We start from the raw sequence: 22,058 nt of genomic DNA, 5'->3' as shown, positions 1-22,058 counted from the left end.
AGGGCCTCCAGCACCCACAGGCGTTCCTGCTCGAACGACAGCGGTAGCGGACCCGGCCCCCGCTCACCGGCCCGCAGCACCGGCACCACCGACCCACCAACCGGCAGATGCCGCACCAGTTCCCGGACGCTGCGTGCGGCGAAGAGGTCGCTGATCGTCATCTCGCAGCCGAGCCGGGCCCGCAGGGTCGAGACCAGACGCATGGCCGCGAGCGACTGCCCGCCCATCGCCACGAAGTCGAAGGCATCGGCCACCTCCCGGCCGACCGCCTCCGAGAGCAGGGCGCGCAGGGTCTCCTCCGCCCCGTCCGCGGGCGCACCGGCCGAGGCAGCAGGCGGCGCCGCCCCCTCCGCGAGGTTCGCCGACGGCAGGGAACGGCGGTCGATCTTCCCGTTGGGCAGGACGGCGAGAGCGGGGACTCGCGTGAGGACGCTGGGCACCATGTACGCGGGAAGCAGCCCGGCGATGTGCCGACGGAGCGCCTGGGGATCGATGTCCTGACCCTCCGCGGCCACGACGAAGGCGGCCAGCTGCACATCGCCGGGACCCAACTCCTGGGCGGCTACGACGGCTTGGGCGACGGAGGGGTGGCTGAGGACCGCCCCTTCGACCTCGGTCGGCTCGATGCGATGGCCGCGGATCTTCAGTTGGTCGTCGACGCGCCCCAGGAACTCCAGGACCCCGTCGGGGTGGCGCACGGCTCGGTCCCCGGTGCGGTACATACGGGAGCCGGGCGCGCCGAAGGGGTTCGCCACGAACCGCTGGGCGGTCAGATCGGGCCGGTCGAGGTACCCGCGCGCCAGTCCGTCCCCCGCCAGGTACAACTCGCCCGACTGCCCCGGTTCGACCGGCCGCAGACTCGCGTCGAGGAGCAGTGCCTCGGTGCCGGGGTCCTCGATGCCGATCGGCGCCACCGCCGCGTCCCAACCTGGGTCGTACGGCCAGACCGTGGAGTTGACCGTGGCCTCGGTGACGCCGTAACACACCAGGATCCTGGCCTTCTCGGACCACCTCCGCGCGACGCTCACCGGTACCTTGTCGGCGCCGGTCATGATCGTGAAGGGGTCGGGCACGGGCCCGTCCTCCGGCAGGAGTTCCAGGAAGGCCGGGGGCAGGCCGGCGTGTGTGACGCCCTCCCGCCGCAGCAGTTCGAGGAAACGGGCGTCCGCCGTGCGCTCCTCGGTGGGCACGACCACCAGACGGCCGCCCACGAGGAGTGCCATGCACATCTCCAGGAAGCCGACGTCGAAGCTCAGCGACGAGAACTGCAGGATCCGGCTGTCCGGAGTGACACCGAACCGGCGGACGGCGGTTTCCACCAGGCTCTCCACTCCGGTGGAGGTGAGGACCGTGCCCTTGGGCCGCCCCGTCGACCCGGATGTGTAGATGACGTACGAGGCGCTCTCCAGCGGAGCACGGCGTCGTGGGCGGGCCGGCGGGTCCTCGTCGTGCGGTGTGTGGTGGTCGTCACCGTCGAGCACCCATCGCGGCATCTCCGGGGCGATCGGGGCGATGCGCTCGTCGGTGGCCCGAGAGGTGACGATCAGGGCGGGACCGGCGTCCCGGACCATGGCGGAAACACGCTCAACCGGGTAGTCCGGATCGAGCCACAGGCACACGGCATTCGCCTTCGCAACGCTCAGCCACGCCACGGCGCACAGCTCGGAACGTTCGAGGGCGAGGCCGATAATGCACTCTTCACCGACGCCCCGCTCCCGCAGGCGCGCCGCCATGAGTTCGGCAAGCCGGTCGACTTCGGCGTAGGTCAACCGGCGGTCGCCGCACACCACGGCGATCTCGTCGGGCCGTAATCCGACCTGCCGCTCGAAGAGCTCGGCGATGAGGGACTGGGCGCTTTCGGACACGTCGTGGAGGCCCTTTCTCGAAATGAGCGGGGAGCGGCACCGACGTTTCACGGCCACGGAACCCGGCTCCGCTCGGCACGGTAAAGGCCGGAAATCGGCCAATCCGGTTGTGACGGGAGAGGAGTCAGTGATTCGGGCCCGGCCGGTGATCCGGTCTGGACAACCCCGTGATTTCGATGTGAGAGTACATGCAATCAATCTTGAACACGGTTACGGGGGAATAGATGGGGCTCGGTGTGCAGTCACGCCAGTAGTCAGTGCGTACGCACCGGCGCCGCAGGACATCCGGTCCTGCGCATTCCAGGACCGCCGCCGGTGCGACCGGCCCCATTCACGTGACCTCGCGCTGGGAAGCGGAAGTGTCAACGTGCCTCCACGCCGGTCCGGATCCGTAGGAATCGAGGAAGCACTGCATGTCAGACAGGACGGCCCTGACCACCCGCCTGTGCAGCACTCCGGAGGAACTGATCGAGGTCGCGCGGACCTGGGCTCCCGGTGAGCCTTTCCCGTTGCTGCCCGGTCGCCCGCTCGACCGCTATCTGACCCTCAGCGGCGGTGCCCTGCCACCGGTGAGACTCGTACCGCGTACCGGTGTGGTTCTGTCCACCGGTGGTGACATGGGCCGGGCCGCCGGCCGGCTCCTCGCCGACGCCACCGAGCGCCCGCATCGCCATGTGCCCGCGGACCGGTTGAGACAGGCGGTCGCCGAGGCGGCCGGTGCGGTGGCGGTCGTCGGACTGGGGCGTGATCTCACCGAAGGGGGGGACTGGCCGGGGGCGGACAACCCGCACGCCGGAGTCCTCACCGGCCGTACCCCCGACTCGCTCGCCTGTCTGATCTACCGGACGCTGGTTCCGGACGAGCACGCGGAGCCGAGCACGTTCGTCGTCACCAACTCCTTCCACGGCGACGACCTCTCGGCCGACGCGGTCGAGATGGACGAGATGCGCGATCTTCACCGGCGGCGTCACCAGCTGGTCGTCTACCACCTGCACGGCCGGGAGTGCAGCGTCGGTCTTCCGGACGGAATCATCTGTGGTCGCACCGACGACGGCGTCACCCCCCTCGGGCCGCTCCTTCCCGCCCGGTCCCTCGACGCGTCCCTGAGGATCCCGTCGTGTCTGCGCGGCGAGGGCTGCTTCCGGGCGGATCTGGCGGAGGACCAGCGGGTGCAGGCCGCCGATCTGCACGCCGTCGTCGTCTTCTCGCAGAGCTGTGGTGCGGTCTCGGCCGGCGTCAGCCCCTACCCCGAAGAGGTGGGCATCGGCAGCGGCTTCCTGGAAGGAACCGCGGTGGCCGTCATCGGCGGTATGGGGTCGCACAGCGCCGAGGTGGGCTCCGAACTGCTGGTGGAACAGGGGCTCCGCGAGGGCAGACCGCTCGGCGAGATCGTGGCCGCGCTCAACGCGAGCGGCGGTGACCAGCGCGACGGGCTGGCGATGTTCGGGCTGCTCGGCGACCCGGGGCTGGTCGTCGGACCCCGGGACGGGAACACCCGGCAGCTGGCGGCGCCGCGAGCCGCCGATCCGGAGGCCCTGGAGACGCTGCGGTACCTCAACGACGTCGTCGTACCCGGCTGCGAGCGGCTCGCCTGGCTGGAGGTCGACCTGCAGAACGAGCCGCTGCAGAAGGTCCGCAGAAGCATCCGCGAGCTGGCGGGCCGGCCCACCGAACCGGGCTGGGCATCGGACGTCACCCGTGTCGTGCAGGACGTCGCGGCCGTACAGCGCGGGATCGTCGACCATGCGGCGGCACTCATCCAGAGCGAGGGGGCCGACTTCCTCGGTGACGCCTCACCCACCTTCGAAGTGGTCTCCAAACGTCCCGCATGGTGCACCAGTTGCGAGACCGACCGCGGACAGCTGCTCTTCCTGCGGCACACGGTGGAGCGCGGCCTGACCGTCCGGACCCTGCAGTGCCGCCGGTGCGGCGACGTCTGGTGGTCCACCGAGGACGGTGAGCCGTCGATCCTCATCGGCGGATCCGTCGACTTCGACACCGACCGCAGTGCGCCGGGCACGCTACGGCGCGTTCTGGTCAACAAGCGGGACCGGCCGATCCGGGGAGCCATGGCTCTGGCCTTCCGTGCGTTCTACGACCCGCCGGTGCTGCCGCTGTGGCGGAGTGAATCGGTCACCGTGCTCCCCGGGAAGTCCCACACCTTCAGTGTCCCCATTGAGTTCCCTTCACCCGGAGCCCGACCCGATGTGCATTCGGGATTCATTATCGGTCTCTTCGAGGGGTGTTATCTGATGAGTCCGGTGATTTTCCGCCTCTCCTGAAAGCGGGCGGCGCACCGCGTCGCCCGTTCTCGGTAATCGGATGGTTTCGCGAACGGTTCGGCAGCCGTCATCCGCCGAACCGCGGTCAGTTATTCCTTCGGCGTGCCCAAATTCCGGGAGTGTCGTACCCCGACTCCCGGAACCCGAGCGGAAATTGGCTCGTCCGAAAACAGCTGGCCTTACTCGTTCATGGTGTGTCATCGTCAATTTGCACACGGACTTCGCGTCGATTCGGACAGGGATCCGTGCCGACGCCATGCGAAGTCCCTTTCGGAAAGGATGTATTGCATGGCAGCGCCTCGCGAGCGTAAGGACGATCATCTGCTCTACGCCGACGCCGTCGGCTCCCGTGGAAAATCGGGAGTCTGGTTCGGAGAGCGCGAAGCCTTCCAGACGCGTCAGCTCGACGTGATGGAAGGCGTCAAGGAGAAGGTCAACTGGGTTCCCCTGGAGAACGCCGTCATGGCGGTGAGCCTGGACCCGCCGGGCATCGTCGTCATGGCTCCGAACCCCTCCCTGCCGGGGATCATCGTGCTGGCGGACGGGGCGACTCCGGAGAACTCGGAGCAGCTGAAGGCGCAGTACACCTCGATAGTGAAGCAGGTCATGGACGACCAGGGCTTCGCGATCGAGACGTACGACGACGACCCCGCCGGCTGACCTCTCACCTGGTCAGGGTCTGACGGTCACGGCGGGCCTCTGACGCACGGACAGGACCAACCAGGTAAGGATGCTTCGAATGGACAAGGCGACGGCTCGGCCGGCTGAGCGGGTGTGGGACCGCTACTTTCTGTTCAGCCTCGGTGAAGGATCGGCCATCTTCGACCCGGTGCGGCTGGAGACGGTCTACCTCAACGCCGCCGAGACTCACGCAGTGCGGGACGGCGATGACCAGATGGCTCGGACGCTCGCGGAATTCGGCTTCGTGCCGGGTTCCGGAGAGGGGACGGATCTCCCTGGTGACGTCGTCGGTCATCTCGCGGAACTGGGAATCAGCGGCGAGCCGAGTCACATAGCCGGCTATCGCATCGTGGTCACGGACAAGTGCAACATGAAGTGTTCCTACTGTTTCGTGGACACCAACACGGGCGCGCCGGACATGACCGAGGAGGACTTACGACTCGGGCTCGACTTGCTGTTCGAAGTCAATCGGGGCCGGCCGGAGGTCACTTACCAGTGGTTCGGTGGTGAGCCGACCATCCGGCCGGACCTCATGATGTACGGGGACCACTACGCACGCGAGCTCGCGGAGAAGTTCGACGTGGGCACGGTCCAGCCCACAGTGGTGACCAACGGCGCCAAGATCGGCGACGAACTGATCTCCCACTTCAAGGAGTTCCGGTACGGCGTCGGCGTGTCGATCGACGGCCCGCCGCCCACCAACGCCAATGAGCGGGTGCTGCTGTCGGGCAAGCCGGCCGACGAGCGGATCCACCGCAACATCCAGCGGATGCTCGAAGCCGGCGTACACGTCGGCGCGAACGTCACACCGACCCAGTGGAACGTCCACGAGCTCCCGGAGATCGTCGACTACGTGATGTCGCTGGGTATCAAGTTCCTCTACGTCAATACTCCGATCCCCGCTCACGGCACATGGATCGCCCACGGACCCGACCTGGCGCGCAACCTGTACGCCGCGCGCATGCGGGCGCTGTCACGGGGCGGGATGCTCTTCTCCCACCTCGACCGCATCTACCAGGCCCTGGACTCCCGACGGCCCCGTGTCTACGAGCACCTTCAGGGCTGCGGCGGGGTGAACGCCGCGCTGCTCCCCGGCGGTCGGATCAGCATGCTCGACCTCAACTGGAAGGACCCGCGCTTCGTCTTCACCCTGGACGAGGTGCGCGCGGACCGCTCGCTCCTCGGCCGCGCGGCCAAGGACCTGCACCCCTTCGACGGCTGCAAGACCTGCCCCGCGCTGGCCATCTGCGGCGGCCCCTCGCAGAACGAGCGCCTGCTGCGGCGCACCCAGGTACCCACGACGGACTTCTGCGAGTTCTTCAACGAAGGCCTCGCCCTCGCGGTGGCGGACAACACATGCCTGCAGTAGGAGGAGTCCAGGACGTGCGCGCACCCGTCATCGACGGACTGCTGGTGGCCGTCGACGAGCGCTGTGAACTCGGCTGCAAATTCTGCCTGCGCGCCGACGTGGGCCGCGAAGCCCTCGATCTGCCCACCTATGCGCGCGCACTCTCCCGCTGCAAGGAGTTCGGCGCCACCTCGGTCTGTCTGTCGGGCGGCGAACCCACCGACCACCCGGACTTCCTCGACCTGGTGAGGGTCTCGGTCCAGTTCGGCTACGCCTGCTCGGTGGTCACCGCGGCCCGGGAGGGCGACCGGCTCAAGGCGCTCTCGGCGGCCGCCGGCCTGCTCTCCCATGTGACGGTCTCCGCGGATTCGCTCGGTGCCCAGCGCGTGGGCGCGACGGCACGGACCGTCGAAGGGACGGCCGCCGTGTTCGAGGCGCTCGGGCACCGCCGGGCGAGTCTGCACGTCACGGTGTGGGAGCTGACGGACGACGACGTCGAGGCCATGGCGGAGATCGACGAGCGGTTCGGCGTGGAGTTCGAACTGAGCCCCCTGCTGCTCACCGACCACCAGCTGAAGAAGGCCACCGCCGGTGCCGTCCGGCACCAGTACACGAAGGATCTGGACCTGCTCATGTCCCGCTTCGGCCTGTCCGCACGGTTCCGCAGCGCGGTGGACAATCTGGACCGCGCCGTCGCCGGCGTCCTGGACCGTTCCTGCACGAGCGACCGGCTGTACCTGTCGCCCCGGGGCATGCTGCGGCGGTGTCCCTACGACAAGGCGGACGAAGTCGACGTCAGGCAGCCACGGGACGGTCTGGCGCAAGGGATCCGGGCGCTCCACGCGTCACACGTCCTCGTGGGTTCCCGCTGTGCGCTCGTGTGTGGGGAGTGAGGCGCCATGACTCGCGTCGTCCTGGGCACCATGCGCACCTCGGGCAACTTCAACGGGCTGATGGTGGTCGACCGTGACACCGACAGCAGCTCCGGCATCCTCCACGCGGCGATGGCCGACCCGGGCATCCACGGCTTCGACACGGCTCCCATCTACGCACGCGGACTCGCCGAGAGCGACCTCGGCCGATGGTGTCCCGACGCACCCGTGTGGACCAAGGTGGGGGTGGACGTCTCCACGCCGCTGCCCACGCTGGACTACAGCCTGCCCACCATGACCCGGACCCTGGACGCGTCCTGCGAGCGGCTGCGGAGGCCGTCCGTCGAGTGCGTCTTCGTGCACAACCCGCCGATGGACGTCTTCCAAGGGCTCGACTGGCGGGAGTTGAAGGAAGCGCTGGTGGACCGGGGAGCGGCCGACCAGCTGGGGGTCTCCGTTCTCGACCCGTCCGAGATCGCACTCGTCGCCGAGGTGGACACCCCGCTGACGGTGATGGTCGAGACGCAGATCCTGGAGAGCTCGCCCCACCTCGCCGGGCGGCTGCACGACGCGGGACACCGTCTCGTCCTGCGCAGTCTCTTCGCGGGCGGGCGCGGCATCCGCTCCGTCCCCACGAAGGAGCGGGCCGACGCCGTGACGTCACGGCTGGTCGGTCTGGTGGAGCGGTTCGACCCCTGGGCCGTGGTCATGGCTCCGAGAACCCCGGCACAGCTGGCGGACTACGCACCGGCCGTGGCCCGGCTGCGGCAGGCGGTGGGGCAGAGGTGACGGACCGGCAGGCACTGCTCCTGCAGCAGTACGGCTTCTGCGTACTGCGTGGCGCCGCCCGGCCGGTCATGGCACAGCTGGAAGGCGCCTTCGAGAGGCTGCTTCCCGATGTCCCGCAGGGCGCCGGGGAGCGAAGGACGCGCTTTCACGCGGCGGACGCAGACGAGCGGATGAACGAGATACTCCGGGTTCCGGAACTGGCCGCCCTCCTGGAGGGCCTCGGCGCCGGCACCATGATCTCCAGCGATGTCAACGTCCTGGTCGGAGACTCCTTCTGGCACTCGGACGGCTTCTACGACGAGGGGCTCTACCTCCGCGCGGTCATCTACGGCGAGCCCGTCGACGGATCCAGCGGCGCACTGCGGGTCATCCCGGGATCGCACCGCCCGTCCTCGGGGTGGCAGGGCCGGCCGGTCCGGCTCCTGATGCAGCACGAGACGGAACTCGCACTGCGGGGCGACGAGATTCCCGCGACGACGCTGGACTCCGAACCCGGTGACGTCATCGTGTTCCACACCAACATCCTGCACTCGGCGTGGAACGGGCGCCAACGCCGCCAATGGGCCTGGAATTTCGCCCGGAAGCCGACCACCGTGGCGGAGAGCCGAGAACTCTCCCGATATGTGCTCAACCGGTTCGTGAGCGGGACAGTGAGGTTCTCCTGACATGGCCATCCAACAGCCGGCGGCGCGCCGGAACCGCTTCGACCTGTTCGGCTTCGAGGTGTTCCGCGGCCTGCTCGCCCGTTCGTCCCCGCGCGTCTTCGCCGACGTGGAGGAGGCGTTCGGCGCCGAGTGGGGACATCATGGCTCGGCCGAGCGCAAGGCGGTCCCGGACTTCCTGGAGCGTTCGCCGGCGCTGACCGCCGCGGCAGCCGAGGCGGGCCTCACGGAGATCGCGTCGGAACTGCTCGACCAGGAGGCGTTCTTCCTCTACGGGGACGCGAGCGAATACCGCGGTGACACCTACTGGCACGTCGACACCCGGGCGGCCGAGGCGCGCCTGGTCAAGTTCGTCTTCTACGACTCTCCGCTCGACGGCACCTGCGGCGCCCTGCGTGTCCTGCCCGGCTCGCACCGCGCCCCTGGGACCAGGGACGCGGAGCCGATGGACGCGCGGGACGTTCCCGGACACGTACTGGGCGTCGCCCCGGGTGACGTCATCGCATTCGATCCGCGGATCCGCCACGCCGCGCTCGGCGGCCGGGTGCGTCGGCAGGTCGCCGTGGCCTACGCCGCGAGGCCCGAGAACCCGGTCGCCCAGCAGGAGTTGGTGAATTTGGTGCTGGCGAACCGAACGGTGGTATGACTGACAGATGCTCCCAGGACCCACGCCCGCCACGCACAGCCGTGACCTGCTGACCTGGGCCAGGGAGCTGTGGGCGGCGCTGGCCGGCGGGGCGGAGGGGTTCGTTCCGGGCACGGCCAAGGTCGTCGTCTCTCCCGCCTCCGGCATCTCACCACCGCGATGGTCGGCCGTGGTGGTCCTCGGGGACGCGGCACTGGTGACCGTGCCCGACGAAAGCACCGCCGAGCGGATGCTCCGGGTCCTGCCGAGGACCACGATCGACCGGTTGACGGACAGCGACGGGTTGCCGGCCCTCCTGCCGGTCGCCGGTGTGCTGGGCCCCGCCGCGCTGTTCTACCTCGACCCCTCCGCTCCCGGACCGTCCGGCGAGTCCCGGGACGTGCGCCGTCGTCCGCGCGGCGATGCCGGTCTGGCCGCGCTCTTGGCGCGCTCGGGTGAGACGGACGCCGACGAGAGCGCGATGGAGGACATCACGTCGCCCGCCTTCGTCCAGTACCTGGACGGTGAGGTCGTCGCGGCGGCCGGCTACCGGACATGGCCGTGGTCCGTGGCCCACCTGAGCGTTCTGGTCGACCCCCGCTGCCGTAACGAGGGGCGTGCCAGGGCCGTCGCGGCCGCCGCGGTGCGGCATGCCCTCGATGCCGGACTGCGTCCCCAGTGGAGGGCCCGCTCGGTGCCGTCCCAGCATGTCGCACGCTCCCTCGGCTTCCAGCGCCTGGGCGCCCAGCTCAGCCTGCTGCCGGCGGACGGCTGATCCGACCGCACCCGGCGAACGGGGCGGCGCGGGAGTCAGAGGTCGCGCGGGGCGTCGACGATCCGGGAGAGCGCCACGGTGAGGGCGTTCTCGCGGGTGAACACGTCCACCGCGCCGAGGCGGCCCAGCCACTTGCGGTGGATGACCGGCTCCACCTGGTCGGCGACGGCCTGGAGGTAGAGCTCGAAGCCCGCCCAGTTGTTGCCCGGTTCGACCTTGCCGAAGTAGGGGGCCATGTCGGTGGCCGCGATGGCCTTGCCGGTGGCGTTCCACAGGTCCCGCACGAACTCACGGGAGACCTTGATGTCCTCCTTGGTACCGAGCCGGTGGACATGGCCGCCAATGTACGTGTCCAGGTCCATGCGCGCGAGCCGGTCATGGGCCCGCAGCACACCGGGGACGCTGTCGGCGGTGCCCCAGGCGCGGAAGGGCGCCCAGCCGGGCATCACCAGGTCCACCATCATGGCCGCGCGCTGGCGCGGGGCATGGATGAGGATGTTGCCGGCCTCGTGGTTGGCGCCCGGGTAACTGAGCAGCAGCCGCTGGTCGCCGAGGTCGAGGCGGTAGCGGTCGTCGAAGGTGACGGTGGGCATCGGGCGGCCCGGGTCCTGACTGGCCTTGATCCGCTGCGCGGTCTCGGTGTGCGCGATACGGACCACATCGCCGAACGCGGACGCGTTCGCGGTGTGGTCGGAGTGGTCGTGGCTGTAGACGAGGTGGGTGACCTTGCGGCCGGTGACGCGGCGGATCGCGGCCGGCAGCGCCTCCGCGAGCGAGGGCGGGGCGTCGATGACGACGACACCGGCACTGGTGACGAGGAAGGCCGCCTGCGTACCGCCGGCGGTCACGGCGTAGAACGCGTCGCCGATGCGGTCGAGCCGGTAGCCCTCCGGAGGGACGGGCAGGGGCTTGGCGGTGGCGGGGAGCGGCTCGAAGGTCCGGGTTGCGGCGCCGTCCGGGGACTCGGGGAGTTCAAGGCGCTGCCCGGGGCGTGGTTCACCGCTCTTGTCCAGGACCTGCCGGTTCAGCCGGTAGAGCTCCGTCCAGCGCTGTTCGGAGCCGAGGAAGCGGGTGGCGATGCCGCGCAGGGTGTCTCCGCGTGCGGCCTCGTAGTACGCACCGCTGCCCGCCGCGGCGGGCTTCGCGGCGGTGGCCCGCGTCGGCCAGGTCAGGGCCGCGATGCCGACGGCTGCGGGCGCGGCCGCCACGCCCCAGCGCAGAAGGCCGCGGCGGGACGGCGGCTGATGGTCGTGCTGCTCTGCTTCGCACATGACGTACTCCCTGGATTCCGGGTGCCGTTGTCGGCACGTCGGTCACGCTAGGGAGGCACGACGAGTACTTGAAGATTGCACTTTATTGCTAGTGGCTATACACGAGTGAAGCGTGCAGCTCAGACGTCGGCGTCATAGGCGCGTTGTGCCGCGGAACACGCCTCGATGTTGGTGTCGGTCCAGCCGAGCAGCGCTTCGACGGGCCCCCGGAGGGTGTGTCCGAGAGGGGTCAGCTCGTACTCGACATGGGGCGGAATCACCGGGTGCACCGTGCGCAGGACCAGGCCGTTGCGTTCGAGCTGCCGCAGCGTCTGGGTGAGTGCCTTCGGCGTGACCCCTTCGAGTTCGGCGGCCAACTCGCTGAACCTCTGCGCACCCCGGGTCAGACAACCGACGACGAGGATCGTCCACTTGGCCCCGATCAGATCGATCAGCGGCCGGCCGGGGCATGCGGCCGAGTACGGGTTCGTCTTGCTCAGATGCATGCGGCCAGTGTCGTGCACGCCGCGCCGGGCGGCGGCGCCGGGGAATCACTGCGCCGGCACGGGGCCGTGCGGGAACGCGGCCGCGAGGTCGGCCTCGACGCGGGCGGCGCACGCACGCAGGGCGGGCAGCAGGGACTCCCTGCTGTGCTCGGGCGGCTCCGGGCCGGCGTGCAGTGCGATGTTCACGGCCGCCACGGCATGCCCGCTCCGGTCCCTGACCGGTACGGCCAGCGAGCGGAGCCCGGCCTCCAACTCCTGCTCCACCAGGGCGAATCCATCATCGGCGGCTCGCTCCAGGGCGGCGGCGAGCGCGGTGTGCGAGGTGAGCGTGTACGGGGTCAGGGCCTGGGGGCGCATGCTCCGGATCCGCTCCAGCCGCTCCGCCTCGGGCAGGTCGGCGAGCAGGACCCGGCCCATCGAGGTGGCGTAGGCCGGCAGCCGGGTGCCCGGCGTGATGCGGGCGCTGGTGATCTGCTCGGTGGCCACTCGGGCGACGTAGCGGACCTCGGCTCCGTCGAGGACTGCCAGCGAGGCCGACTCCCGGACCTCCCCGACCAGATCGGCGAGATGCGGCTGGGCGATGTCGGCGAGGGTGAGGGTGGACAGCCGCGCGTATCCCAGCTCCAGGACGCGCGGGGCGGGCAGGAACCGGCGCCCGTGCTGTTCCACGTAGGCGAGCCGGCGCAGCGTCAGCAGATTGCGTCGGGTGCTGGGGTACGAGAGTCCGGCGGCCTCCGCGGCCTCGGCGAGGGTGAGTCCGCCGGGCCGCCTGCCGAGTGCGGTCAGCACGGCCAGGCCCCGGGCCAGTGCCTGGAGGAAGGACGGCCCCAGTTCGGACTTGGCGTCGGTGTAGCCGGGGGCGGCGGACGGCGCCTCCTCGGACGAGGTGCCGGACGTGCCGTACAGCGCCTCCGCGATGTCCCCGGCGGCTTCGGTCATCGCGGTCAGGGCGTGCTCGCGCAGCTGTTCGGCACTGTGCCGGCTGGTGTGCGCGAGCACGCTGATCGCGCACACGGGCCGGCCGTCGGGCGCGCGCACCGGGACCGACAGTGCGACCAGGCCGGGGGCGACCAGCTGATCGTCCAGCGCCCAGCCGTGCGCGGCCGTCTGCGCGATCCAGGCGGTGAAGTCGGCTTCCGTCTGCTCGGGACGGGGGGCGGTGCGGCGGGTGGGAACGGCCGGAAAACCGGCATCGAGGGGGTCGGCGGCGTGCCGGGCCCGCCAGGTCGCGTGGGTGTCCGGGTCCCAGGCGGTGGCGAGTACGGCGCCGGCCGCGCAGCGCTCGGCGGGCAGCAGGTCGCCGACGCGGAAGCCCAGGGGGATCATGCGCCCGGACGGGACGGCCGTACCGACGATGCGTGCGTCGCATCCGTCGAGGACGATCGCCGAGACCGACTCGTCCAGCGTCCGGGTCAGTCGCTCCAGGCTCGGCCGCAGCGCCCGGGAGAAGCCACTCGCGTCGAGGTAGGCATTGCCGAGTTCCATCAGGCGCGGCGCGAGCGCCAACTCGCGGCCCTCGGCGCGCAGATGGCCGAGGTGGACCAGCGTGGCGACGACCCTGTCGGCGGCCGAACGGGCCAGGCCCGTGGCACGGGCCAGGTCACCCGGACGCATCGGATCCGAAGCGGCGGCCATGATCCGCAGCATCGCCAGGCCGCGCTCCAGCGGGCCGACGGCCTCCGGCTCCGCATGGGATGTCACCGATGCCGCCTCCGAAACGCCCGGCGCCATGGCATCTCCTCCGTGCTTCCTGCTTCCCGGCGCATCAGGCCGTGCTCTACCCGTCGTCGGGAGAACGCTACCGGCCATTGACAGCCGTCACAGGGGCCCGCAGACTCAGCTCACTCGCTGAATGAAGGATAGTTCACTCAGCGAAAAAACGCTGGAACGGTCGAGCGCGCCGCGCGGGACGCGGCGCACCGGACCCCGTCCCCTCCCGTCCCCTCCCCGCCCCTCCCCGAGGACTCCCATGAGCACTTCCGCCCAGAGCCGCGCGGACCTCGTGCGGCACACCGTCTACGAGTTCGCCCTCACCACGGTGCTTCTCTTCGTCGTGGTCAGCCTGGTCCGCTGGCTCGCCCTCCCCGGCTCCTCGCTGGCGATCACCGACCCGCACATCCTGTTCGCCGTCGCGGGGGCCGCGGTCGCGGCACTGATCGCGGCGCTGATGTACTCGCCTCCCGGCCGCGCGTCCGGAGGCCACCTCCACCCCGGCGTCACCGTCTTTCTGTGGGCCTGCGGCCTCTTCCCCCGCCGCGCGGTCCTTCCCTACGTCACCGCTCAGCTCGCCGGGTCCGTGGCCGGAACCGCGCTGGCCGGGGTCGTCTGGGGCGAGCCCGTGCGCCGGATCGGCTACGCCGCCGTACGCCCCGCGGCCGGGACCGGCGCGGTCGAGCTGTTCCTCATCGAGGGCGGCGCGCTCGCCGCGGTGTTCGTGGCCGTCACCCTGGTCATGACGAGACCCGCGCTGCGCGGACTGATCCCGGCGGTCATCGGACTCGGTGTCGGCGCGGTCATCGCCACCCTGGGCACCGTGACCGGCGCGAGCATCAACCCGGCGCGTGCCTTCGGCCCGGCTCTGCTCTCCGGCCACCACGAGCACTTCTGGAACTACATGATCGCGCCGCTGGTCGCCCCGGCGCTGGTCGGCCTCGCCCACCGGGCGCTGAGCTCGCGCGGAGCCCCCGAGGCGTCACCGGCCGAGGCGTGAGCCGTATCCGGCACACCCCTCCCTTGCTCACCCCTTGCTCCTCCCTCGCTGTCATCCCGTACGTCAGGAGTACCCCCATGTCCGTCACACGAGGACTGATCATCAACGGCCAGGAGGTCGCCGCCTCCTCCGGCCGCACCACGTCCGACATCAACCCCTGGACCGGTGCCGTCTGCGCAGAGGTCGCCGCCGGCACACCGGACGACGTACGCCGGGCCGTGGACGCCGCCGACGCCGCGTTCGAGGCGTGGGCCACGACCAGGCCCGCGGAGCGCCGCCGGATATTCCTGCGCGCCGCGCAGCTGATGAGCGAGCGGGTGGAGGAAGTCGTGCGGTTGATGGCCGAGGAGGTCGGCGGCGTCGCGCCCTGGGCCGGCTTCAACGCCCGTCTGGCCGCCGACATCCTGCTGGAGGCGGCGGCCGAGGTCACCCGGCCTACCGGCCAGACCCTCGCCACCGACGCCGAAGGCGTGCACTCCGCCCAGGTGCGGGTGCCGAAGGGAGTGATCGCCGCGATCTCCCCCTGGAACGCGCCCGTCATCCTCGGCGTCCGCGCGATCGCGATGCCCATCGCGATGGGCAACACCGTGGTGATGAAGCCGAGCGAGGACGCGCCGATCGTCTGCGGTCTGCTGATCTCGGACGTCCTGCACGAGGCCGGCCTGCCCGCGGGTGTGCTCAACGTCGTCACCAACGACCGCGCCGACGCCGCCGAGGTGGTCTCCGCGCTGATCGCCGACCCCCGGGTGCGGATGGTCAACTTCACCGGTTCCACGGAGGTCGGCCGCACCATCGGAGTCGAGGCCGCCCGGCATCTCAAGCCCGCCGTGCTCGAACTCGGCGGCAAGAACGCCCTGTTGGTGCTGGAGGACGCGGACGTCGACTACGCGGTGGACGCCGCCGTCTTCGGCTCCTTCATGAACGCGGGTCAGATCTGCATGTGCGTGGACCGGGTCATCGTCCATCGCGCGGTGGCCGACGCGTTCACGGCGAAGTTCGCCGACCGCGTCCGGGCGCTGCCGTGCGGCGATCCGAACGACGCGGGCACGGCGGTCGGCCCGGTGATCAGCGTGGCCGCCGCCGGCCGGGTCGCCGCGCTGGTCGCGGACGCGGTCGCCCAAGGCGCCGAACTGGCCGCCGGCACCGGCGAGATCGAGGAGCGGGGCACCCTGATCCGTCCGGTCGTGCTGACCCGTGTCACGCGAGAGATGAAGATCTACTACGACGAGATCTTCGGCCCCGCGACCGTGGTGCACGTCGTCGACGGCATCGACGAGGCCGTGGCCCTGGCCAACGACACTCCGTACGGGCTGACCGCCGGCGTCATCACCGAGAACCTGGCGACGGGTCTGGAGGTCGCGGGCCGCCTCCGTACCGGCATCGTCCATGTCAACGACCAGTCCATCGCGGACGAGCCGCAGGCACCGTTCGGCGGAGTGAAGAGCTCCGGCTACGGCCGCTTCGGTGGACAGGCCGGCGCCGAGGCGTTCACCGACACTCGCTGGATCACCGCACAGGCCGTCGGCCACGCCCACTACCCGATTTAGCCGTAGCCGCCACGGGCCGCCCGGCCCGGGACTTCCGTCCGTCACCCGCCCGGCCGTGCCGCACCGGGCCCGACCGCCCACCGTGGACCGAGATCACGTGGCCCCCAGGTGCGGCAGCTCCTCCGTGATCCGGGACTCGTGGTCCCCCTCGGAGCCGAGGGCGAACTCGCGCGCGTATGTGGCCTCGTCGACCGTGTCGCGCAGGCGGCCGGCGATGCGCTCCACGTCGCCGCGCTCCGCGGGCGGGTGCGGAGCGCCGGCGCGTTCTCTGGTCGCCGCCGCCGTACCGAGCAGGCCGATCGCCCGCCGTGGGTGCCCGGCCAGGGAGTACGCGCCCGCGAGCCCTTCCAGTGCCAGGGCGACCGAGCGGGGGTCGTGGGTCGTCGCGGCGGCCTCGAGACCGTCCCGGTGGTGGGCGAGGGCACGGTCGGCGTCGCCGCGCTGTTCGGCGATGAAGCCCAGTTCGGCCAGGACCAGCGCCAGGCCCGGACCGTCCCCGCGCCGGCGGTTCCAGGCGAGCCACGGCCGCAGCCACTCCTCGGCGACGGCGAGCCGGCCCCGGCGGCGGGCGCTCAGCGCGAGGCCCAGCGCGGCGAACTGCTCGGCGGGCCGGTTGCCCTGTCCCGCCGCGATCCGCAGGGCGCGCGTGTGCAGGTCGTCGGCCTCGTCGTCACGCCGGGTGAGCAGGGCGATCCGGCCGAGACCCGACAGCTTCGCCGCCATCTCGGGCCACATCTCCAGGGCCTGGGTCATCCGCAGACTCTCCCTGTGCAGCTGGGCCGCAAGGTCGTAGTCGCCGTTGATCTCGGCGAGCCTGCCGAGCAGGTCGGCCGTCTTCAACCGGCCCCACAGGTCGCCCAGTTCCGCGAAGTGGGCGCGGGCCTCCTCGGCGTTGCCGCGCAGCCCCTCCAGGTCGCCGCGCGCCAGGGCGAAGCAGGCGCGCGTGGTCAGCGAGGCGGCCACGCCCCACGCGTCGCGCAGGGTGCGGAAACGGCCGAGGACGTGCTCGACCCGACGCTCGCCCGCGGCCAGCGCCCCCACGGTCCACTGCGCGTGCGCCAGGAACCACTGGGCCCTGGCCGACTCCGGAGTGGACTCGGGCGGGTACTCCGCCAGGGCGTCGCACTCCAGGTCGTGCTCGCCGAGCAGCAGGCGGATGCCCGTGTGCCAGAGAACCGCCTCCGCGCGTTCCTCGGGCGCGGCGTCGCCCGGCGTGTCCAGGGCGGTCGCCAGCGCTCTGCCGGCCTCGCTCAGCCGGCCCCGGACGTACCAGTACCAGGTCAGCGAGTTGACCAGGCGCAACGCCTCCTGCGCGGCCCCGGTCCGGGCCGCCTCGGCGAGCGCGCGCCGCACATTGGCCGCCTCCGGGTCGAGGTACTGGAACCACCGGGCCTGCTCCCGCTCGTGCAGATGCGGCCGGGCCCGCTCGGCGAGGCGTACGAAATGACGCAGATGCCGGGCGGCGGTCCCGGCGTACTCGCCGGACTCGGTGAGCCGGTCACGCGCGTAGACCGCGACCGACTCCAGCAACCGGTAGCGCGGACCGCGCGGTCCCTCGGAGCGGACGGCCAGGGAGCGTTCCACGAGCAGGCCCAGTGCGTCGAGGACGTCCGCCGGGGACACACCGCCACCCGAGCACACGTCCTCGGCTGCCCGGAGCCCGCATCCCTCGCCGAACACCGACAGCCGGCGCAACACGGTCTGCTCCCGGACGTCGAGCAGGCCCCAGCTCCAGTCGAGCGTGGCCTGGAGCGTCCGGTGCCGTGAAGGGGCGTCACGGTAGCCGTTGTTGAGCACCCGGAAGCGGTCGTCGAGACGGTCGTGCAGCTCCCTGATACCCAGCGACCGCACCCGGGTGGCGGCCAGTTCGAGCGCGAGCGGAATACCGTCCAGGCGCCGGCACACGTCCGCGACGAGCGGGGCGGTGGTGGCGTCGAGCACGAAGTCGGGGTCCGTCGCGGTGGTCCGGTCCACGAAGAGCCGTACGGCGCCCGCACCCGCCAGCGCTTCGAGGTCCGGCTCACCCGCCGGCGGCAGCGACAGCGGCGCCACCGGATACACCGTCTCGTCCCGGGAGCGCAGCGGTTCCTGACTGGTCGTCAGGATGTGCAGACACGGCGCCCGGCTCAGCAGAAGACCGGCCAACCGGGCGGCGGCCTCCACGACATGCTCGCAGTTGTCCAGCACGAGCAGCAGCCGCCGGCCGGCCAACGCGTTCGCGAGGCGGTCCGCCGCACCCTCGCCGTCGTCGTCCGGGATGTTCTCCCGAATGCCCAGCGTCGCCATCACCCGCTCGGCCAGCGGCTCCACACCGGCGCACCGCTGCGGGCCGCCGGTGTCCGCGAGCTCCACCAGCCAGGTGCCCTCGGCGAAAGCGTCCGCCATGTGCTGCGCCGCGGCCTGCGCGAGACGGGTCTTGCCGACCCCTCCCGGGCCGGTGAGCGTCACCAGACGGCGCCGGGAGAGCAGCGCCCGCAGCGCCCGGACGTCCTCGTCGCGGCCCACCAGGGGCGAGGCCGAACCGGTCGGTTCGGGCGTCACCGCCGCCTGCCGCGCGGACGGCTCCGGGCGGGCCAGGACCGGATCATGGCGCAGGATGGCCTGTTGCAGCGCCTCCAGCGGCGGTCCTGGCGTGAGTCCCAGCTCCTCGTCGAGCCGGCGCCGCAGGTCGTTGAACTGTTCGAGCGCGTCGGAGGAGCGGCCCGCCCGGTACAGCGCCCACATCAGCGCGCCCCGCAGCCCCTCGCGCAACGGGTGCCGCTCCACCAGCTCGGTCAGCTCGCCGACCAGCAGGCCGTGCTCGCCCAACTCCAGCCGCACCCCGGCGTGTTCCTCCACCGCGGTGAGGCGCTCCTCCTCCAGGCTCGCCGCAGTCGGACGCACGGACATCTGATCCGCGAACTCGGCGAAAGCGGGGCCCCGCCACAACGCCAGCGCCTCGGTGTACAGCGCGGCCCGCCGCGCGGGATCCTCGACGGCCCTGGCCCGGCCGACCAGTTCGCGGAACCGCACGGCGTCCAGCGCGCCGGCAGGGGTGTCCAGGACGTATCCGGGTGGCCGGTGCACGACGAGCTCGCGGGCGCCCGGCTCCGCGTCCTCCAGCGCGCGCCGCAGCTGGGACACCTTCGCCTGGAGCGAGGCGGTGGGCCGGGCCGTGAAGGTCGAGCCGTCCCACAGGTCCTCGATGAGCCGGTCCGTCGGGACGACCTGCCCCGGGTGGGCGAGCAGGTCCGCGAGGAGCATCCGGACCTTGACTTCGGGCACTCGCACCGGACGTCGGTCGTCCGTGCGCACCTCCAGCGGTCCCAGCACCCCGAATTCCATGATCTCAGCGTAACCGGCCGCCGTACGGCGCGACTTGTGCCGAACAGGGGCGCGGCCGGCCTTCCGACGTGCGCTCGCGCAGCGATCCCGAAGTCGTCCGAAGTGAATCCGAAGGGGCGTCTGCCAGCCTTCCCGCAGGGATGCGGTTCGGCGGCGGAGCGCCGGTACAGCGCCGGCGGCGGCCCGTTCAGCACAGCACTTCCGTACTGGAGGAACAGATTCATGGGTGACAAGCACACCTCGGTGTCGGTGCTCGGTCTCGGCCTGATGGGGCAGGCCCTGGCCGCCGCCTTCCTGAAGGCCGGTCACGCCACCACCGTGTGGAACCGCTCGGCGGACAAGGCCGACGGCGTCGTCGCGGACGGCGCGGTCCTGGCCGCGAACCCCGCCGACGCCGTCGCCGCGAGCGACCTCGTGGTCGTGTGCGTGTCGACGTACGACGTGGTGCACGACGTCATCGGCTCGCTGGGTGACGCCCTGCGCGGCAAGACCGTCGTCAATCTGACCACGGGCTCCTCCGAGCAGGCCCGGCGGACCGCCGAGTGGGCCGAGAAGAACGGTGCCGAGTACCTCGACGGCGCCATCATGATCACACCGCCCGGTATCGGCGCCGATACCTCCGTTCTCTTCTACGCCGGTGACCGGGCCGTCTTCGACGCCCACGAGCCCGTGTTGAGGCTGCTCGGCGGCGGCACCACCTACCTCGGCACCGACCACGGCAAGCCCGCCCTGTTCGACGTGTCGCTGCTCGGCCTGATGTGGGGTGCCCTCAACAGCTTTCTGCACGGTGTCGCCATCGTGGAGACCGGCGGCGTGAAGGCGCGGGAGTTCCTGCCGTGGGCCCATATGTGGCTCGACGCCATCAAGATGTTCACGGCCGACTACGCCGCGCAGATCGACGCCGGCGACGAGAGGTTCCCGGCCAACGACGCCACCCTGGAGACCCACTTGGGCGCGCTCAGGCACCTCGTCGAGGAGAGCGAGGCACTCGGCGTCGACAGCGAACTGCCCAAATACTCCGAGCAGTTGATGGAGGGGATCATCGCGCAGGGCCACGCCGGGAACAGCTACGCCAGTGTCGTGAAGGCGTACCGCCGCCCGAAGAACTGAACGGGTCCGGGCCGGCGCCCGCGCTAGCGCCGTCCGGATAGCCGCTATCCACGAGGGCCGGAGCAGGTGGGACAATCCATGTCCCGGTTCCGACCGACCGAGGGGTGGGTCGCCGGGGCATCGGGGAGGACCGAAAGGAACTGTCTGCATGATCCGGTGGGTGTCCCTCAGCGTCGAGGCAAGGCCCGTACCCCGCCCCGTGGCCACGCCGTTGGTGTGGGCCACGGCCTTCGGCGGGGCGCTGATCCTGGTGGCGGTGCACACCCTGCTCATGGGTCAGGACCGACCCGGATTCGCCCTGGCCGGGCTGTCCCTGCTGGCAGCCGTGCTGGGACTGTGCGCACGCTTCACCGCGGCCCCGGGCACGGCGTTGCTGTGCTGGCTGTTCCTCAACGGCTTCGCGATCCCGCCCGCCGGCACCCTCACCTGGGCCGGATCGCGCGACACCTTCTGGCTCGCCTGCCTGTGCACCGCGAGCCTCGTCGGCACGATCCTGGCGAGGATCGTCCATGCCCGCGCCGCCTACCGCCGTGTCACCGCGGGCTCGGCGCAGCCGACGGCGGGCTCGGCCGACTGGCGCGCCCCCTTCTGACGGACCTCGTCGGTCCGCCCGACGGTCATGTCGCGGGCGTCCGGGCGAGGCGGGGGACGAGGAGTTCGGCGTTGCCGCGGTCGACGGCGTGGAGCCGGCCCGCGTCCCAGTGCGGGTAGTCCTCCAACGCGGTGTCGAAGTCGGTGCCCCAGTCCTCGGGGAGCATGGGGAAGTCGCTGCCGTACAGGATGCGATCGGGTGCGGCGAAGGCGAGCAGGGCGTGCAGGGTCGCCGGTCCGGTCGAGATGGCGGTGTCGAAGTAGAAGCGCCGCAGATCCGTCAGGAAGTCCTCGGGTGTCGTGCCGCTCCCGTCGACCGTCGCGTCCGTGCGCAGTCGGGCGGCGAGTGCGAAGCGGTGGGCGGCGTACGGCAGGAAGCCGCCGGCGTGGGGGAGGATCATCCGCATCCGGGGGTATCGGCGCGGCACGCCCCGCATGGTCATGTGCAGCGCGGCGCGGGTCGTGTCGTAGGGGAAGTCCGCCAGCGGAAGCGGCACATCGGGGAGCGGGGGGCCCGGCGGCGCGGTCGGATGGACCAGGATCACGGCGGAGCGTGCGTCGAGTTCGGCCCACAGCGGCTCGAACGCAGGGTCGCCGAGATAGCGGCCGTGGGCGTTGGACAGGACCAGGACGCCGTCGGCGTCCAGTTCGTCCAGGGCGTGGGCGGCCTCGGCGAGCGCGCCGTCCACGTCCGGCAGGGGGAGGACGGCGAAGTGGCCGAAGCGGTCGGGCCGGTTCTTGACCAGCTCGGCCGTGTACTCGTTGACGCTCCGGGCCACTTCGCGTGCCGCCGCGGGGTCGTCGGGGCCGGCGAGCGGTGCGGCGTAGGACAGCATTCCGGTGGCGATCCCGCGCCGGTCCATCATGGCGATCGCGCTCGGTTCGTCCCACGCGGGCGCGGGCCAGCCGACGGCCGCGGCACGACCGGTCATGGCCTGTCCGCGGGCGGGTGGGATGACGTGCTGGTGGACGTCGATGCGTCCCGGGTTCGTGTGCGCGGGATCTGTCATGCCCGACCGAGCCTCCTCGATGCCGTACCCCAGCACAGCGCCACAAATGGATCCTAACTGGGCATTTGGCTTCCTTCCATCGGAAGAGATCGAGAACCCCGGCGCGTCAAA

At 71.2% G+C, this 22,058-nt stretch carries 18 protein-coding genes; 12 read left to right on the top strand and 6 right to left on the bottom strand.

What is annotated here, in order from left to right:
* A partial coding sequence (locus tag ACFPQ9_RS34600) for a non-ribosomal peptide synthetase (RefSeq protein WP_380862318.1) occupies nt 1-1,865 on the bottom strand: 1,865 nt, incomplete at its 3' end.
* Between the two features lie 413 nt (nt 1,866-2,278).
* On the opposite strand from ACFPQ9_RS34600, the gene ACFPQ9_RS34595 reads away from it, so the two are divergent.
* From ACFPQ9_RS34595 to ACFPQ9_RS34560, 8 genes are all read left to right on the top strand, one after another.
* Nucleotides 2,279-4,147 (top strand): hypothetical protein, encoded by a 1,869-nt coding sequence (locus ACFPQ9_RS34595; protein WP_380862316.1) that lies wholly within the window; start codon nt 2,279-2,281, stop codon nt 4,145-4,147.
* A 288-nt stretch (nt 4,148-4,435) separates the two neighbouring features.
* Nucleotides 4,436-4,807, top strand: a complete 372-nt coding sequence (locus ACFPQ9_RS34590) for a hypothetical protein (RefSeq protein WP_380862314.1) — start codon at nt 4,436-4,438, stop codon at nt 4,805-4,807.
* Between the two features lie 79 nt (nt 4,808-4,886).
* Nucleotides 4,887-6,197 carry a radical SAM protein gene (locus ACFPQ9_RS34585; RefSeq protein ID WP_380862312.1) on the top strand — a complete coding sequence of 437 codons (1,311 nt, stop codon included), beginning with the start codon at nt 4,887-4,889 and terminating at the stop codon, nt 6,195-6,197.
* 14 nt (nt 6,198-6,211) lie between these two features.
* Entirely contained in the window at nt 6,212-7,069 is an 858-nt protein-coding gene (locus ACFPQ9_RS34580; protein ID WP_380862310.1) for a radical SAM protein, read from the top strand.
* Between the two features lie 6 nt (nt 7,070-7,075).
* A complete protein-coding gene (locus ACFPQ9_RS34575; RefSeq protein ID WP_380862308.1) occupies nt 7,076-7,837 on the top strand; it encodes an aldo/keto reductase in 762 nt (253 codons plus the stop codon).
* Nucleotides 7,834-8,502, top strand: coding sequence for a phytanoyl-CoA dioxygenase family protein (locus ACFPQ9_RS34570; protein ID WP_380862306.1), 669 nt, complete (start codon nt 7,834-7,836; stop codon nt 8,500-8,502). The genes ACFPQ9_RS34575 and ACFPQ9_RS34570 overlap by 4 nt, the downstream gene beginning before the upstream one ends.
* 1 nt (nt 8,503) lies before the next feature.
* The gene (locus tag ACFPQ9_RS34565) at nt 8,504-9,145 is read left to right on the top strand and encodes a phytanoyl-CoA dioxygenase family protein (protein ID WP_380862304.1); all 642 of its coding nucleotides are present in this window, start codon (nt 8,504-8,506) and stop codon (nt 9,143-9,145) included.
* A 7-nt stretch (nt 9,146-9,152) separates the two neighbouring features.
* Entirely contained in the window at nt 9,153-9,899 is a 747-nt protein-coding gene (locus ACFPQ9_RS34560; RefSeq protein ID WP_380862302.1) for a GNAT family N-acetyltransferase, read from the top strand.
* 35 nt (nt 9,900-9,934) lie between these two features.
* Here the strand turns inward: ACFPQ9_RS34560 and ACFPQ9_RS34555 are convergent, their stop codons facing one another.
* The 3 genes from ACFPQ9_RS34555 to ACFPQ9_RS34545 all read right to left on the bottom strand — a co-directional run bounded on the left by ACFPQ9_RS34555 (nt 9,935) and on the right by ACFPQ9_RS34545 (nt 13,386).
* Nucleotides 9,935-11,170, bottom strand: coding sequence for an MBL fold metallo-hydrolase (locus tag ACFPQ9_RS34555; protein WP_380862300.1), 1,236 nt, complete (start codon nt 11,168-11,170; stop codon nt 9,935-9,937).
* Between the two features lie 119 nt (nt 11,171-11,289).
* On the bottom strand, nt 11,290-11,655 hold the full coding sequence (locus ACFPQ9_RS34550) for a winged helix-turn-helix transcriptional regulator (protein ID WP_380862298.1): 366 nt from the start codon (nt 11,653-11,655) through the stop codon (nt 11,290-11,292).
* A gap of 45 nt (nt 11,656-11,700) precedes the next feature.
* A complete protein-coding gene (locus ACFPQ9_RS34545; protein WP_380862296.1) occupies nt 11,701-13,386 on the bottom strand; it encodes an IclR family transcriptional regulator domain-containing protein in 1,686 nt (561 codons plus the stop codon).
* Between the two features lie 238 nt (nt 13,387-13,624).
* On the opposite strand from ACFPQ9_RS34545, the gene ACFPQ9_RS34540 reads away from it, so the two are divergent.
* A complete protein-coding gene (locus tag ACFPQ9_RS34540; protein WP_380862294.1) occupies nt 13,625-14,365 on the top strand; it encodes an aquaporin in 741 nt (246 codons plus the stop codon).
* 77 nt (nt 14,366-14,442) lie between these two features.
* Nucleotides 14,443-15,912, top strand: a complete 1,470-nt coding sequence (locus ACFPQ9_RS34535) for an aldehyde dehydrogenase family protein (protein ID WP_380862292.1) — start codon at nt 14,443-14,445, stop codon at nt 15,910-15,912.
* 93 nt (nt 15,913-16,005) lie between these two features.
* On the opposite strand, the gene ACFPQ9_RS34530 is transcribed toward ACFPQ9_RS34535, so the two are convergent.
* Nucleotides 16,006-19,236: an AfsR/SARP family transcriptional regulator gene (locus tag ACFPQ9_RS34530; RefSeq protein ID WP_380862290.1), complete on the bottom strand. Its 3,231-nt coding sequence runs from the start codon at nt 19,234-19,236 to the stop codon at nt 16,006-16,008.
* A 222-nt stretch (nt 19,237-19,458) separates the two neighbouring features.
* Here ACFPQ9_RS34530 and ACFPQ9_RS34525 point away from each other — a divergent pair, with 222 nt between their 5' ends.
* Nucleotides 19,459-20,346, top strand: a complete 888-nt coding sequence (locus tag ACFPQ9_RS34525) for an NAD(P)-dependent oxidoreductase (RefSeq protein ID WP_380862288.1) — start codon at nt 19,459-19,461, stop codon at nt 20,344-20,346.
* A 148-nt stretch (nt 20,347-20,494) separates the two neighbouring features.
* On the top strand, nt 20,495-20,938 hold the full coding sequence (locus ACFPQ9_RS34520; protein WP_380862286.1) for a hypothetical protein: 444 nt from the start codon (nt 20,495-20,497) through the stop codon (nt 20,936-20,938).
* A 25-nt stretch (nt 20,939-20,963) separates the two neighbouring features.
* On the opposite strand, the gene ACFPQ9_RS34515 is transcribed toward ACFPQ9_RS34520, so the two are convergent.
* Nucleotides 20,964-21,947, bottom strand: a complete 984-nt coding sequence (locus tag ACFPQ9_RS34515; protein ID WP_380862284.1) for an amidohydrolase family protein — start codon at nt 21,945-21,947, stop codon at nt 20,964-20,966.
* Nucleotides 21,948-22,058: the final 111 nt, after the last annotated feature.

Origin of the sequence: Streptomyces coerulescens, assembly GCF_042657965.1 — a bacterium.
GTDB lineage: Bacteria > Actinomycetota > Actinomycetes > Streptomycetales > Streptomycetaceae > Streptomyces > Streptomyces coerulescens.
The sequence above is the reverse complement of the archived record's forward strand: the minus strand, read 5'-3'. Positions and strand labels throughout refer to the sequence as shown.